Annotated in this window: 15 protein-coding genes; 14 read left to right on the top strand and 1 reads right to left on the bottom strand. The window is 58.3% G+C overall.

Annotation, left to right across the window (positions count from 1 at the left end; genetic code table 11):
• Window positions 1–41 precede the first annotated feature (41 nt).
• The 10 genes from mltG (at window position 42) to nusB (ending at window position 8,888) form a co-directional block, all read left to right on the top strand.
• Entirely contained in the window at window positions 42–1,190 is a 1,149-nt protein-coding gene (gene mltG / locus IEU99_RS00905) for an endolytic transglycosylase MltG (RefSeq protein ID WP_128889760.1), read from the top strand.
• Between the two features lie 3 nt (window positions 1,191–1,193).
• Entirely contained in the window at window positions 1,194–2,039 is an 846-nt protein-coding gene (locus IEU99_RS00900; RefSeq protein WP_128889761.1) for a shikimate dehydrogenase, read from the top strand.
• A gap of 71 nt (window positions 2,040–2,110) precedes the next feature.
• Window positions 2,111–2,542: a prepilin peptidase gene (locus IEU99_RS00895; RefSeq protein WP_164931154.1), complete on the top strand. Its 432-nt coding sequence runs from the start codon at window positions 2,111–2,113 to the stop codon at window positions 2,540–2,542.
• Between the two features lie 66 nt (window positions 2,543–2,608).
• A complete protein-coding gene (gene aroC, locus IEU99_RS00890) occupies window positions 2,609–3,826 on the top strand; it encodes a chorismate synthase (RefSeq protein WP_128889763.1) in 1,218 nt (405 codons plus the stop codon).
• Window positions 3,827–3,851: 25 nt separating this feature from the next.
• Window positions 3,852–4,505, top strand: coding sequence for a shikimate kinase (locus tag IEU99_RS00885; RefSeq protein WP_128889764.1), 654 nt, complete (start codon window positions 3,852–3,854; stop codon window positions 4,503–4,505).
• A gap of 93 nt (window positions 4,506–4,598) precedes the next feature.
• On the top strand, window positions 4,599–5,672 hold the full coding sequence (gene aroB / locus IEU99_RS00880) for a 3-dehydroquinate synthase (protein ID WP_128889765.1): 1,074 nt from the start codon (window positions 4,599–4,601) through the stop codon (window positions 5,670–5,672).
• 148 nt (window positions 5,673–5,820) lie between these two features.
• The gene (gene aroQ / locus IEU99_RS00875; protein WP_128889766.1) at window positions 5,821–6,261 is read left to right on the top strand and encodes a type II 3-dehydroquinate dehydratase; all 441 of its coding nucleotides are present in this window, start codon (window positions 5,821–5,823) and stop codon (window positions 6,259–6,261) included.
• Window positions 6,262–6,373: 112 nt separating this feature from the next.
• Window positions 6,374–7,468: a M24 family metallopeptidase gene (locus IEU99_RS00870; protein WP_128889767.1), complete on the top strand. Its 1,095-nt coding sequence runs from the start codon at window positions 6,374–6,376 to the stop codon at window positions 7,466–7,468.
• Window positions 7,469–7,618: 150 nt separating this feature from the next.
• Window positions 7,619–8,182, top strand: coding sequence for an elongation factor P (gene efp, locus IEU99_RS00865; RefSeq protein ID WP_123960144.1), 564 nt, complete (start codon window positions 7,619–7,621; stop codon window positions 8,180–8,182).
• A gap of 10 nt (window positions 8,183–8,192) precedes the next feature.
• A complete protein-coding gene (gene nusB / locus IEU99_RS00860; RefSeq protein ID WP_229718328.1) occupies window positions 8,193–8,888 on the top strand; it encodes a transcription antitermination factor NusB in 696 nt (231 codons plus the stop codon).
• A 103-nt stretch (window positions 8,889–8,991) separates the two neighbouring features.
• On the opposite strand, the gene IEU99_RS00855 is transcribed toward nusB, so the two are convergent.
• Window positions 8,992–10,377, bottom strand: a complete 1,386-nt coding sequence (locus IEU99_RS00855; protein ID WP_128889769.1) for a TIGR01777 family oxidoreductase — start codon at window positions 10,375–10,377, stop codon at window positions 8,992–8,994.
• A 323-nt stretch (window positions 10,378–10,700) separates the two neighbouring features.
• Between IEU99_RS00855 and pyrR the strand changes: the two genes are divergently transcribed.
• The 4 genes from pyrR to carA are packed head-to-tail and all read left to right on the top strand — an operon-like array spanning window position 10,701 to window position 14,794.
• Window positions 10,701–11,276: a bifunctional pyr operon transcriptional regulator/uracil phosphoribosyltransferase PyrR gene (pyrR, locus tag IEU99_RS00850; protein WP_128889770.1), complete on the top strand. Its 576-nt coding sequence runs from the start codon at window positions 10,701–10,703 to the stop codon at window positions 11,274–11,276.
• Window positions 11,273–12,211 carry an aspartate carbamoyltransferase catalytic subunit gene (locus IEU99_RS00845; protein WP_128889771.1) on the top strand — a complete coding sequence of 313 codons (939 nt, stop codon included), beginning with the start codon at window positions 11,273–11,275 and terminating at the stop codon, window positions 12,209–12,211. Before pyrR ends, IEU99_RS00845 begins: the two co-directional genes overlap by 4 nt.
• Window positions 12,211–13,557, top strand: coding sequence for a dihydroorotase (locus IEU99_RS00840; RefSeq protein WP_128889772.1), 1,347 nt, complete (start codon window positions 12,211–12,213; stop codon window positions 13,555–13,557). Before IEU99_RS00845 ends, IEU99_RS00840 begins: the two co-directional genes overlap by 1 nt.
• 10 nt (window positions 13,558–13,567) lie before the next feature.
• A complete protein-coding gene (gene carA / locus IEU99_RS00835; RefSeq protein WP_128889773.1) occupies window positions 13,568–14,794 on the top strand; it encodes a glutamine-hydrolyzing carbamoyl-phosphate synthase small subunit in 1,227 nt (408 codons plus the stop codon).
• Window positions 14,795–14,809 lie beyond the last annotated feature (15 nt).

Raw genomic sequence — 14,809 nt, 5'->3', positions numbered from 1 at the left:
ACACCTAGACTCCGGGATGTGCGAAGAAAGGTGCTCCATTAATGCGAATGGAACCGAAGTATGTGAAGCGACGCCAACGCGGTCTAGCCGTTCTGGTTGCTGCCTTAGTGCTTCTTGTGTCCGCCGTGGTGTATATCGGTGTGAATATGAACTCCGGCAAGAGTGACTTCGAAGGCCAAGGCAACGGCACCACGGTGCTCGTTGAAGTCCCAGAGGGTTCCAGCATGTCGCAGCTCGGGCCTGACCTGGAATCCAAGGGTGTTGTGGCAGACGCAGATACCTTCGCCTCAGCCGCCTATAGCAATAAAGCAGCAGCGGAGCTCAAGCCGGGCTTTTATAAGCTTCAAGAGCAGATGAGCGCCAAGTCGGCAGTCAATGCCTTGCTCAGCGATGATAACCGCGTGGAGATGCTCGATATCCCCGGTGGCGCAACGCTCATGGACGTAAAAGTTGTTGCAGGCGATACCCGCTTCGGCATCTACTCGATGATCTCCCAGGTGTCTTGTGGGCAACCAGAAGGCAACTGCATTAGCACCGAAGAGTTGCAGCGCGTTGGTGCCACCGCTGATCTGCAAGAACTCGGCGTGCCCGACTGGGCGATTGAGCCAGTTCAAGCACGCGGCGATGATCCGCGCCGCCTCGAAGGCCTGATCGTGCCCGGCCAATACGTTGTAGATCCCACCGCCGATGCCTTGTCGGTGCTCAAAGATCTGATTAGCCGCTCGGCAAAGTCCTATGCAGACACCGACCTGGTCAATCGCTCCAAGGCAGTAGGCCTGAGCCCTTACGAGATGGTCACGGCTGCATCCCTGGTTGAGCGTGAGGCACCCGAAGGCGACTTTAATAAGGTTGCGCGAGTGATCCTGAACCGCCTGGAAGAGCCCCAGCGCCTCGAATTCGACTCCACGGTGAACTACGACCTCTCCGAGCAGGAAGTCGCCACCACGAATGAGGATCGCGCACGCGAAACCCCATGGAATACCTACGCGATGGATGGCCTGCCGGCCACCCCCATTGCCAGCCCATCGATCCAAGCCATCGAGGCCATGGAAAACCCGGCAGAAGGCGACTGGCTCTACTTTGTCACCGTGGATAAAGACGGCACCACCGTCTTCACCAGGAACTTCGACGAGCACCAAGAGGCCACCAAGGAGTCGCTGGACAACGGCGTGCTCGATAGCAACCGCTAAAAGATGACCCACACGCAAAACACAGAACCCAGCATTACGCACAAGGCCGTGGTGCTGGGTTCGCCCATTGAACATTCGCGATCCCCACTGCTGCACAACACCGGGTATCAAGCACTCGGCATGCACCACTGGCGCTATGAGCGCAAAGAATGCACAGCAGAGCAACTTCCGGGATTGCTCGATCAACTCGACCCAAGCTACCGCGGCTGCTCGGTGACGATGCCGGCGAAATTTGCCGCACTGCAGGCTGCATCCAAGGTCAGTGATCGTGCGCAAGCCATCGGATCGGCCAACACCCTGGTGCGCCAGGACGCCGGCTGGTTTGCCGATAACACCGATGTTGATGGTGTCGCAGGAGCACTCAAAGAGCTTGGCGGCGGCAGTTTTAATGCCAAACGCGCGGTGATCATCGGTGCCGGAGGTACCGCACGGCCCGCTGTATATGCGCTGGCCACCCTCGGGGTAGAAGCAGTGCTGATGATCAACCGCAGCAACCGCGAGGCGGAATTTCGCGATCTTGTGCAAAATCTTGGCATCAGCCTGGATTTTCGCTCAATCGATGAGGTGGCCAAGGCCGTTGAGAGCGCAGAGGTGCTGGTATCGACGGTGCCTTCCAAGGCCATTGCAGACCGTGCCCACACCATCGCACGGGTTCCGCTGCTCGATGTGATCTATGATCCCTGGCCAACACCGCTGATGCAGGCAGCTTCGACACACGGAGTGCCCGTGGTCGGTGGCCATGTAATGCTTGCCGAACAAGCCTACGGCCAATTCGAGCAATTCACCGGCCAACCAGCGCCCAAAGAAGCGATGCGAAGCGCCTTGGAGCGCGATCTCGGTATCGGTTAAGCATCACCTGATCTTTCGCCTTTTTGCCCTTCCGGCTGAGGAACATGGCGAAGCCGGCTACAGTAACGCCCATGGGGATATGGGGTTTGGTGTACGCCTCGTGGGCGATCTATTTAAGTGCGTGGGATATCCAACAGCAGCGTTTGCCAAATCATGCGACGCTGCCCGCCGCCGTCGTTGTTGGGGTGTGGCGGGCAGTGCAAGATCCGGCCTACCTTGTGCCCGGGATTGCCTGGTTTGCCCTCTACGCGATCCTGGCCATGCTCATGCCAGGCGGGGTAGGAGGCGGTGACCTCAAACTCGCACCAACACTTGGGTGGATCCTTGGGCCCCTGGGTTTTCAAACGGTGCTCCTTGCCATCGTTGTGGCGTCCCTTTTGAGCCTATTGCTCGGCATTGCGTATCGCTGCAGTGGGCAAAGAGGAAGCGCAGGTATTCCTCATGGGCCGGGCATGCTGCTTGGAGCGGCCCTGGCCTATGGTTTCAGCGCGCATGGTTTTTAGCTCCCCGTGGGGGTTGCTTGGGGGAGTAATGCCATGCGCATTATCAGACCGTGGCATAATTCCACCATGCTTCGATGGACAACTGCTGGAGAATCGCACGGTCAGGCACTGATTGCCATGGTGGAACATATGCCTGCTGGCGTGCCGATTACGCGCGAAGATATTAGCGCTCAACTCGCTCGACGCCGCCTTGGCTACGGGCGTGGCGCCCGCATGAAATTCGAAGCGGATGAAGTCACGCTGCTTGGTGGAGTGCGCCATGGCTCAACGATGGGTAGCCCCATTGCCATCATGATCGGCAATACCGAGTGGCCGAAGTGGACCACCATCATGTCGGCTGACCCAATTGATCTTGAAGACGAAGACGTAGCCGCAGCGATGGCCTCTGGTCGCGGTGCACGCCTGATGCGTCCGAGGCCTGGGCACGCCGATTTTGCTGGCATGCTCAAGTACGACTTGGACGAGATCCGACCGGTGCTTGAGCGCGCCTCTGCCCGAGAGACAGCAGCACGCGTAGCCGCAGCCACGGTTGCCCGTAATTTCCTCAGGGAAGTCCTCGGTGTTGAGGTCTTTTCCCACGTCGTGTCCATCGGAAACTCCGAACTGCATAATCCGGGTGATCAAGAAGCCCTTCTGCCGGGCGCCTCGGATATCGAGGCTATTGATGCCTCACCAGTGCGCGCCTTTTATGCCGATGCCGAAGCCTCGATGATTGCCGAGATTGAAAAGGCGAAGAAGCAAGGCGATACCCTCGGCGGCATCGTGGAAGTAGTCGTCGATGGCCTGCCGATTGGTTTGGGTTCTCATATCTCAGGTGAGGATCGCCTCGATGCCCAATTGGCTGCTGCACTCATGGGGATTCAGGCCATCAAGGGCGTGGAAATCGGTGACGGTTTTGAGGAGGCCCGCCGTCGCGGATCGCAGGCTCACGATGAGATGGTGCGAGATGAACAGGGTCTGCACCGCGTGACCAACCGAGCCGGTGGCCTTGAAGGTGGCATGACCAATGGTGAGGCTTTGAGGGTGCGCGCCGCCATGAAGCCGATTTCGACGGTGCCTCGTGCCCTCAAGACGGTTGATATGGGCTCTGGTGCAGCCGCAACCGGTATTCACCAGCGTTCCGATGTGTGTGCGGTGCCTGCTGCCGGCGTTGTGGCAGAGGCGATGGTCGCCTTGGTGCTTGCCCGTGCCGTGTTGCAGAAATTTGGTGGGGATTCCCTGGCCGAAACCAAACGCAATGTTGAGTCCTACCAGCAGCGCATCGCGCAACGTTTGAGCTTCTAGCCACCTAGAGCTAAGGAGGAGGCATATGAACCCCAACCCTGGGCCGTCGAAAAGCCAAGGAGCCAGCCCTTTGGTGGTGCTCATTGGGCCTCCCGGCGCTGGCAAAACCACTGTTGGGCGAAGATTAGCGCGAGCGCTTTCCACTACCTTCGTTGATAGCGATGAGCTGATCGAGCAGCAAGAGGGCGAAAGCTGCGCGCAGATCATTCAAACCCGCGGCGAGCCGGCGTTCCGCGAACTTGAGACGCGCAAGGTGGCCGAGGCGCTGCGTTCTCAGGGCGTGGTGAGCCTTGGCGGCGGGGCGGTAGAAACCGCGAAGGTTCGTCGCATGCTCCAACATCACAACGTGGTGTGGATCGATATTTCCTTAGAAGAGGGCTTGAGGCGCACCAACGACCCATCGCGGCCACTGCTGCAAAGCAAGGATCGCGCCGCGACCTATGCTGCGATGCTCCAAAGGCGCGAACCCTTGTTCAGAGAAGCCTCAAAGATTCGAGTCCGCACCCATAATCGCAGCCCACAGCGGGTAGTAGCCGACATTTTGGATGCCTTTGATGATCAGCTCGCCGAGAATAATCAGCTTGCCCGCAACCCAGGATCGGGCTTGGAAGCCGATGTGTTTCCAAACCAAGACCTTGATACACGCCAAACGATCTATCCCAACACCACTGAGGTGTAAGCGAAAAAGCTTCGGGGTGTTTTACACCCGAACGCGAGCCTGAAACACCCACGCCCATTCAAGCGAAAGCACCCCTAGGAAAGGCCATAGCCCATGCAACAGCACATCGACGTCAATGGTGCCGCCCCTTATCGGATTCATATTGGCCAGGCGCTCAGCCAAGCCGTAGCTGCCTGCGCAAAAGAGCAACAGGCGCACAAGGTGGCGGTGATATCGCAGCCGAGCATGCGTGATGCTCAAGAGCGCCTGTGCGCAACGCTGGAAGCCCAAGGCCTGAGCCCGGTAGCTATTGCCGTTCCCGATGCTGAGGCAGCCAAGACCTTGGAAGTGGCAGGCCAGTGCTGGGATGCGCTTGGTGCGGCTGGTTTTAGCCGCCGCGACGTCGTCATTGGGCTTGGTGGGGGAGCCGTTACCGACTTGGCTGGGTTTGTGGCGGCCTCGTGGATGCGCGGTATCAAGGTCATTCAGGTGCCAACCACCTTATTGGCCATGGTCGATGCAGCCGTTGGTGGCAAAACGGGCATTAACACTGCAGCCGGTAAAAACCTGGTGGGTGCGTTCCACGAGCCCGCGGCGGTGTTCATTGACCTTGACTATCTAGCAACGCTGCCCGAAGAGGAATTGATCTCTGGTTCCGCCGAGATTATCAAGACTGGCTTTATCGCCGATGAGGAGATTCTTCGCCTATACGAGTCCGATGCTCAAGCCTGTTTGCGCGTCGCTGGGCACCTGCCCGAGCTCATTCGCCGTTCGGTGGCCGTCAAAGCCGACGTTGTGGGCAAAGACCTCAAAGAATCCAGCCTGCGCGAGATTTTGAATTATGGCCACACCTTTGGCCATGCCGTGGAATTGCATCAGGATTTCCGCTGGCGCCACGGTAATGCGGTGGCAGTTGGCATGATGTTTGTGGCTCAGCTCGCCTATGGGCGAGGGCTTATCGACGCCCCTCTGGTGGATCGCCACGAGAAGATCATTGCATCTGTTGGCCTGCCTACACGCTATGCATCGGGCCACTTTGATGAACTCTTCGATGGCATGACTCGTGATAAGAAGAATCGCGACGGAGCCATTCGCTTCGTTGGTCTGGAAGGCGTAGGCAAGACCACCCGAATCGAGGGGCCAAGCCTCGGGGAACTGCGCCAAGCATACGAGGCCATCAGCGCCTAAAACGTTGAAGCTCTCAGGCTTATAAGGCCAAAGGCGCCGGTGCTAGCTAGCGCTTGAGCAAGCACCCTAGACTGGCAGGGGAGACGGGCAGTGAGCCCGAAGCCACCCGGCTAACGACGTTGCTGTGCCCGCAGTGAAAGGACAGTGGATGAGCAAGAAGATTATGGTGCTCAACGGCCCCAACCTGAATCGCCTAGGCAAGCGCCAACCCGAGGTCTATGGCAGCACCACGTTGGGCGATGTGGAAGATGGCTTAACGCACCTGGCACAAGAGCTTGGGGTGGCAGTGCAATGCCACCAATCCAACCACGAAGGCGAGCTCATCGAGTGGGTGCATCAGGCGGCCGATGAATCCATGGCGGTCATTATCAACCCTGGTGGCTTGACCCATACCTCGGTAGCGCTGCGCGATGCCCTGGCTGAAATCGCCGATGGAGAAGGCTTTATTGAGGTGCATATCTCCAATGTGCATGCCCGCGAGCCCTTTCGGCACCACAGCTATCTCAGCCCCATCGCCAAAGGCGTGATCGCTGGGCTGGGAGTGCACGGCTATGAGCTAGCACTTCGCCACCTCGCAGCGAGCAACTAGCTCTTTAGCTCGCCACCAGGTCAGGGTGTGCGCTTCTTTGGGCACATGCCCATTGCCAGCAGCAGTATCCTTGACTCAGCCACATCTCAACGCTCGAGGAGCCTTTATTTCTATGCTTTCTGATTCTCGTTTTGAAAACCGCCGCCGCGCCCTAGCCTCCCGGCTTGCAGCCAAGCGCATCGACGCCATGTTGCTCACACACCTGACCAATGTGCGGTACTTCTCGGGCTTTAGTGGATCCAATGGTGCGCTATTGGTGCAAAAGGACCTTTCGGCGCAGATTGCCACGGATGGGCGCTACACCACCCAAATTGCCCAAGAAGTACCCGACATCGAGGCGAAGATTACCCGCAAGGTAGCAACAGAGTTACTCAGCGGGCTCCAAGGCCCGAAGCGCGTGGGATATGAGGCAGGCCATCTCAGCGTGGCGGAATTCGAGCGCCTAGAAAAGGCCTGCCCAGAAGATGTTCAATTGATCCCCATCCAAGAGGTCATCGAGGATATCCGCGTGCGCAAAGACGCAGTGGAATTGGAAAAACTGCGCGAGGTAGCCACCCTAGCCAATCAAGCCTTTGAAGAGATGCTTGAGGCCGGGGAGCTGCGCGCCGGTGTACGCGAAATTGATGTGGCAGCAAGCCTCGAATACCGGATGCGACTCAAAGGAGCCGAACGCACCAGCTTCGACACCATCGTTGCCTCTGGACCAAATTCCGCCAAGCCCCACCACGGTGCAAGCGAAAGAATCATCCAAGACGGCGATATCGTCACCATCGACTTCGGCGCCTTTAAAGCTGGCTTTAACTCCGATACCACCCGTACCGTCATGGTGGGCACACCAAGCGACTTCGCCCGCGAGATCTACCAAGTGGTGCTCGAAGCGCAGCGTGCAGGGGTAGCGGCGGCCATGCCCGGGACGCCAACCAAGGACGTGGATAAGGCCTGCAGGGACATCATTCAGGCAGCCGGCTATGGAGAATATTTCGTCCACTCCACCGGTCACGGCGTTGGACTCGATGTGCACGAGGCTCCCTCGGCGGCTCAAAACTCCTCCGGGGAGTTAGAAGAAAACATGACGCTGACTGTGGAACCAGGTATCTATGTGCCGGGTAAAGGCGGAGTGCGAATTGAAGATACCCTCGTCATTCGCGCCGGTGCGCCTGAGAACCTCACCAACCTGGACAAGGAATTGCGCATCATCGAAGCGTGATGCTGCGCTGATTGTTCAGCCGAGAACACCGCACCCTCAAAGCGCACAGGGGAGTAATGCTTAAAAGCAAAATTGTTCCAGGTAGCCTGTGCAGCGTAGCCTTTATAGGCTGAGTCATTTTCTATACGTTCAAAAGGAAGTTGGAAACGCGTGGCAACTACCGCTGATTTCAAGAATGGTCTTGTACTCAAGATCGACAACAAGCTGCAGCAGATCGTTGAATTCCAGCACGTGAAGCCGGGTAAAGGCCCCGCATTCGTGCGCACCAAGCTCAAGGATGTCGTCTCCGGCAAGGTCACCGATAAGACCTTCAACGCCGGCGTCAAGGTGGAAACTGCAACCGTTGATCGCCGCGACATGACCTACCTCTACAACGATGGTCAAAGCTACGTGGTCATGGACGACAAGACCTACGACCAGCTCGAGCTTGCTCCACACCTGCTCGGCGATGCCGGACGCTTCCTTCTGGAAAACACCCGCGTCCAGGTTTCCTTCCACGATGGTGAGCCCCTTTTTGCTGAGCTGCCCGTTTCGATCGACCTGCGCGTAGAGCACACCGACCCCGGTTTGCAAGGCGATCGCTCCACCGGTGGTACCAAGCCCGCCACCCTGGAAACCGGCGCTGAGATCCAGGTGCCGCTGTTCATCGAAACCGGCAACGTGGTGCGCGTCGACACCCGCGACGGCTCCTACCTCTCTCGCGTAAACAACTAACGGCGTGGCAGTGAGCAATACACCCAACCCTTCCAAGCGCGTAGATCCAAAGCGGCGCCACGGCGCACGCTATCGGGCACGGCTGCGGGCTGTCGAGGTTTTGTACGAAGCAGAGCTTCGCGACGTTGACCCTGTGCGCATCGCTGATGACCGCAGGGAACTTGCCCAAGCCAATGTCGAAGGCATCTCCTCGGTTGCGCCCTACGGCAAAGAGATCGTCAAAGGTGCGGCCGAGGAACTCGACCGCATCGATGAGCTCATCGCTGCGCACCTGAACACCGACTGGGAGCTCGACCGCATCTCAGCAGTGGATCGTGCGGTGCTGCGCGTGGCTATCTGGGAGTTAATTTTCAACCCCGAGGTACCTAAAGAAACTGCCATCACCGATGCAGTGGAACTCGCCTCGGAACTCTCCCAGGCCGACTCGCCGAAGTACATCAACGCGATGCTCGACCGTTTGGCTTCACGCATAGAAGAGGTGCGAGCTGAAAGTGCCACACCAACGGGCACCGACGAGGTGCCCGAAGGTGAAGCCGAGGAGGCTGGCGCGGTTGATGCCGTAGATGACGCTTTCGCAACCGATGAAGCCCAAGGCGTTGTTGATTTTGGCGCCATGCAAGGCGCTGAGGACCACGGCACAGATGAAGCGGCGTTGCCCGAGCCCACCGAGCCGGCGCAAAGCCCAGAATCCAATGAGGCCCCTTAGCGCTAAGCGCTGATGCTTGCATCAAAGAAGAACCCACCTTCTGCATGAAGAAGGTGGGTTCACCGTTTTTCTACCCTAGGTATGTTGTGGCTTTGCAGCCTCGTTATTGCACCGGGGGATGCACGAGTTCTTCACCGCCAAGTTCATGGGCCAAAGCCTGAGACAACTCCGGATACCTGAAGGTGTGGCCAAGCTGCTCAGCCACCTTCGCGCTGACTAACTGGTTGGCCAGCGCCAACTCCTTTGCGCCTTCTTTACCCAAGAGCAACTTCGGTCCCAGACTTGGAATGGGCATGAAGGTCGGACGATTGAGCTGCTGGCCGAGAGCCTCGGTAAATTCCGCATTGCGCACGGGATTCGGTGCCACGGCATTGATGGGGCCTGTGGCTCGCTGATCAAAAATAGCGCGACAGTAGAGATCGCAAAGATCGTCAATGGCGATCCAGGAAAACCAGGGCTTACCGCCTTCGAGTTCTCCACCAAGCCCGACCGAAAACAGTGTCTTCATCACCGGCAAGAGGCCACCGGCACCGCTGAGCACAATGCCGGTACGGATAATGGCAACGCGCTTGCCTTCACCCTCGGCCTTGAAGGCTGCTGCTTCCCAGTCCTTCGACACTGTGGCTAAAAAGCCCTCACCCGGTCCTGCTGACTCATCCACGCTTTGATCACCGGTGTCATGGCCGTAATAGCCAATGGCAGAGGCACTCACCAATGTGTTGCAGCGATCAGAAGCCGCAACGAGCTGCGCTAATTGGGCAGTGGGGCCGACGCGGGAATCATAAATGGCCTGCTTATGAGACTCGCTGAATCGACCCATAATTGACTCTCCGGCTAAATGCACCAGCACATCGACGCCGTCGAGCAGGTCGTCTGCCGGGTGCTCTGGATCCCAGAGGCGCTGGCCATCGCCGGGATTTGAGCGAGTCAGCTCGATCACTTCATGGCCGAGGGTTCTTAACTGCGCAGCCAGGGCAGTGCCCACTAATCCGCCTGCGCCGGTCATCGCAATCACCAGCGCTTCGGTATTGCCCTGGTCTTGCCTGAGGGCATCAAAGCGGTTTTTCGCCTCGAAATCCTGGATCAGTTGGTGTTGGCGATAGGCAAAGGCACTGCTAAGTGCTGCTTTGGGCACGCGAGTGTCTAAGGAATCGGTGATCTTGGTCCAGTTTCGATTGCCTTGCTCGTCTTCGGCATCAGCAAATACGTGCACATGGCGCCACTTTGCCAGGGTGGCAATTGGTGCGGTGACACAGCGATCCGTAAAGCGATAGCCGGCAACGTAGCCGGCCAGCTCATGCTTAGCCTCCCATTTCAGGCCTCCAGGCAGGTCGAAAATCGTGGTGCCGTCTGCCAGGTTCTCGGCCTGAGTTCGCGGCTTCATTGCCAAGAATGAGGGAGTGAGGCGAATGACTGCACCCGGCCGCGAGTGCCATTGCCACACGTCCTCACGCGCAGCGGGTACGACATGGCTCATTTGTAGGGTCACGGTGGTGTCACGCTCCTTTAACAGGCTGGCCACGCAGCATGCGGTGGATGAACACAGCACGCATGTGCGCGGTGCAAGTAGTGCTTGCAGTTACCGCCGAAAGCTCCAGGCGGATCCTATTTGCTCGAGTGTAGCCGGAATCACCCAGGCATTGCCGTGGATGAGCGTGTGCTGCGCTCTTGGAGATTCCGGGGGTAGCTGCTCAAGGGAGGTGCTAAGGTGAACACTAATGCTGATTTGGCATGTTCTTGTGCTGCTTGTTGGTGGCATAAGATTCGACATCCTTTAAAGGACCGCACAGAGAGGCGGGGAAGGAGGTCACGATGAGCGAAGACGCACAGGCTACAAGCACGCTGCTGAGCAGCGAAGACGTAGCTCGTACCATCGCACGCATCGCGCACCAGATTATTGAAAAAACGGCGCTCGACGCTGAGGACGCAGCGCCAGTACTCCTCCTTGGCATTCCCTCCGGAGGGGTTCCACTCGCACACCGCTTGGCTTCAAAAATCGAAGAGTTCACCGGCGTGAGCATCCCGGTAGGTTCTCTCGATATCACCTTGTATCGCGATGATTTACGCACGAAGCCGCATCGCGCACTGCAACCCACCAGAATTCCTTCAGTAGGCGTTGATGGCACCACCGTTGTGCTTGTCGACGACGTACTCTTTTCCGGCCGCACCATCCGAGCTGCACTCGATGCACTCCGCGATTTAGGCAGACCAGAGATGATTCAACTCGCGGTCCTCGTCGACCGCGGTCATAGGCAATTACCCATTCGTGCCGATTATGTGGGCAAGAATCTCCCCACTGCACGCGATGAGGATGTGCGCGTACTCATTAGCGACATCGACGGTGTGGATGCCGTCGAGTTGTACCGACAAGGCGGCAATACACAGTGAAACACCTGCTTTCCATCTCGGATCTAAACAAAGACGAAATCCTCGGGATTATGGACGAAGCGGATCGTTTCCGCGAAGCCCTACTCGGCCGGGAAATCAAGAAGCTGCCCACGCTTCGCGGGCGCACCATCTTCACGCTGTTTTATGAAAACTCCACCCGCACGCGCTCTTCTTTTGAAACCGCGGGCAAGTGGATGAGCGCCGATGTGATCAATATTTCGGCGTCCTCGTCTTCGGTGAAAAAGGGCGAATCCCTCAAAGACACCGGCTTAACCCTTTCGGCTATCGGCGCCGATGCCATCATCATGCGCCACCCCGCCTCGGGTGCAGCGCAACAGCTTGCACAGTGGGTCGCCCCAGGTGGTGAGGGACCTTCGGTGATTAATGCCGGCGATGGTGCGCACCAGCACCCAACCCAGGCACTGCTGGATGCCGTCACGATGCGCCAGAGGCTTGGCTCCATCGAGGGCCGCAAGGTCGTCATCGTTGGCGACTGCCTGCATTCACGCGTGGTGCGATCCAATGTGGATTTGCTCAGCACCCTCGGGGCAGAAGTGGTGCTGGTAGCACCACCGACACTCATGCCCTTTGGTGTTGAGCAGTGGCCAGTGCGCACCAGCTTCGATATGGATGCAGAGCTTGGCGACGCCGACGTGGTGATGATGCTTCGAGTGCAGCAAGAAAGAATGCACGGAGGCTTTTTCCCATCCCATCGCGAATACGCGACACTCTACGGTTTATCACCCGCCCGAGAAACGATGCTGCAAGAGCACACCGTGGTGATGCACCCAGGGCCGATGCTGCGTGGCATGGAAATTTCCGATTCTGTCGCAGATGCACCCCGAACTGCGGTGCTGCAGCAGGTCAATAACGGTGTGCATACCCGAATGGCCGTGCTCTTTAGCTTGGTGGCCAGTGGGGAAGGAGCACTGTGATGAATCACGACAACACTCAAGGAGCAGACCCGATGGCAACCTCGCACTCAGAATCCCTTTTGATTCGCAATGTGCGCCCCTATGGCGAAGGCGAACCCACCAGCGTGCTCATTCGCGACGGTGTAATTGCCGAGATCGCCCCTGCTCTGGAATTCGATGGCCCAAGCATCGACGGTGAGGGCGGGGTACTGCTGCCAGGTTTCGTCGATATGCATGTTCACCTGCGCGAACCGGGCCGCGAGGACACGGAGACGATTGCCACCGGTTCTGCCGCTGCAGCCAACGGCGGCTTTACTGCGGTGTTCACCATGGCCAATACCCAGCCGGTGATGGATCAGCCTGTCATCGCCGAGGCCGTGTGGCACAAAGGCCAAGACATCGGCCTCTGCGATGTGTACCCGGTGGGCTCGATTACCAAAGGCCTGGAAGGCAAAGAGCTCACGGAATTTGGCATGATGGCCCGCTCTGCGGCCAAGGTGCGCATGTTCTCCGACGACGGCAAGTGCGTGGATAACCCCTTGATCATGCGCCGAGCCATCGAATACGCCAAGGGCTTAGACGTGCTGCTCGCGCAGCACTGCGAGGATCCGCGTTTGACTGAAGGTGCGGTAGCCCACGAGGGTGAGATCGCCGCTCGTCTTGGCCTGCGTGGTTGGCCTCGGGTGGCCGAAGAATCCATCGTGGCTCGCGACGCACTGCTGTGCCGCGATTATGGCAACCGTATGCACATCTGCCACGCCTCCACTGAAGGCACCGTGGAGCTGCTTCGCTGGGCCAAGCAGCAGGGTATCCCGATGAGCGCGGAAGTAACCCCGCACCACCTTTTGCTCAGCGACGAAAGGCTCGAAACCTACGACGGCGTAAATCGAGTGAATCCGCCCCTGCGCGAGCACAAAGATACTGTGGCCCTGCGTGATGCGTTGTTGGACGGCACCATCGACTGCGTCGCCACCGACCATGCACCCCATGGATCGGAAGAAAAGTGCTGCGAATTCGAACACGCCCGCCCCGGCATGCTTGGCCTGGAAACCTCGCTGGCGATTATCGCCCAGATCTTTGTTGAATCAGGCTTGGCTGATTGGCGCTTCGTGGCCAAAGTCATGAGCGAACGCCCCGCCGAACTGCTCAAGCTGGAGGATCAGGGCAGGCCGATTGCTGAGGGCGAGCCTGGCAACCTCACCATCATCGCCCCACAGCAACCGTGGACTGTTTCGGGCAAAGCACTTGCTTCTAAAGCATCGAATACTCCCTACGAGGGCATGAACTTTGGTGCCAAAGTCAAGGCAACAATCTTGCGCGGCAGGTTAAGCAGCCTGGATGGCAAAGCCTCAGCACCGCTGCGCTAAGCACCGCGAAATGACAACGAGCACAAAGCAATCTTTTGAAAGGCAAGAAGTCTTGAGCAACTCTCAAACAAGCCAAGCGCCGAAGCGCTACCCGGCAGCCCTCGTGCTCGCCGATGGCCGAATTTTCCGGGGCACCAGCTTTGGCAAGGTGGGCACCACCTTGGGCGAGGCAGTTTTTAGCACCGCCATGACCGGCTACCAAGAAACCATGACCGATCCTTCCTATCACCGTCAGATTGTGGTGGCGACCGCCCCGCAAATCGGCAACACGGGCTGGAATGATGAAGATGGCGAGTCCTACGGCGACAAAATCTGGGTAGCAGGCCTGGTTATCCGCGACCTTTCGGTGCGCGTATCCAATTGGCGTGCAAAGCGCTCCCTTGAAGACGAGATGATTGCCCAGGGCATCGTCGGCATCGCAGGTATCGATACCCGCGCAGTGGTGCGTCACCTACGCAACTTCGGTTCCATCGCCGCCGGCGTCTTTTCCGGCGAGGATGCCCAGCGCAGCGATGAAGAGCTCATCGCTGAGGTCAAGGAGCAGCCCTCGATGAAGGGCGCAGATCTGGCCAAGGAAGTAGCCACCGATCAGCCCTATGTTGTGGAGCCAGAAGGGGAGCAGCGCTTCACCGTGGTGGCCTACGACATGGGCATTAAAACCAATACGCCACGCAACTTTGCAAGCCGCGGCATCCGTACCGTGGTGGTTCCGGCCAACACCCCATTTGAAGAGATCCAGCAGTACAACCCCGATGGTGTGTTTGTGTCCAATGGCCCAGGCGATCCGGCCACCGCAGACGAGATGGTGGCGATTGTCCAGCAGGTGCTAGAGACAAAGATCCCCTTCTTCGGCATCTGCTTTGGCAATCAGATCCTTGGTCGCGCATTGGGGCTTGAGACCTTCAAGATGAAATTCGGCCACCGTGGCATCAATGTGCCGGTGCTCAACCACCTCACCGGCGTTATCGATATCACCGCCCAGAACCACGGCTTTGCGCTCAAAGGCGAGGCCGGCAAGCCCTTCCAGACGCCTTACGGCACCGCCCAGGTCACCCACACCTGCCTGAACGACGACACCGTCGAAGGCGTTGCGCTGGAAAATGGGATGGCGTTTTCGGTGCAGTATCACCCGGAATCCGCTGCAGGGCCACACGATGCCAACCCGCTGTTTGATCAGTTCATTGAGCTGATTGAGCGTCATGGGGCGTCGAAAAGCAATGCAGCAGAAGCCAACTAAGCCGAGATCAGGAAG

It is taken from the genome of Corynebacterium pelargi, assembly GCF_014635485.1.
GTDB lineage: Bacteria > Actinomycetota > Actinomycetes > Mycobacteriales > Mycobacteriaceae > Corynebacterium > Corynebacterium pelargi.
Note: the sequence above shows the minus strand (reverse complement) of the source record. Positions and strands in the feature narration are given on the sequence as shown.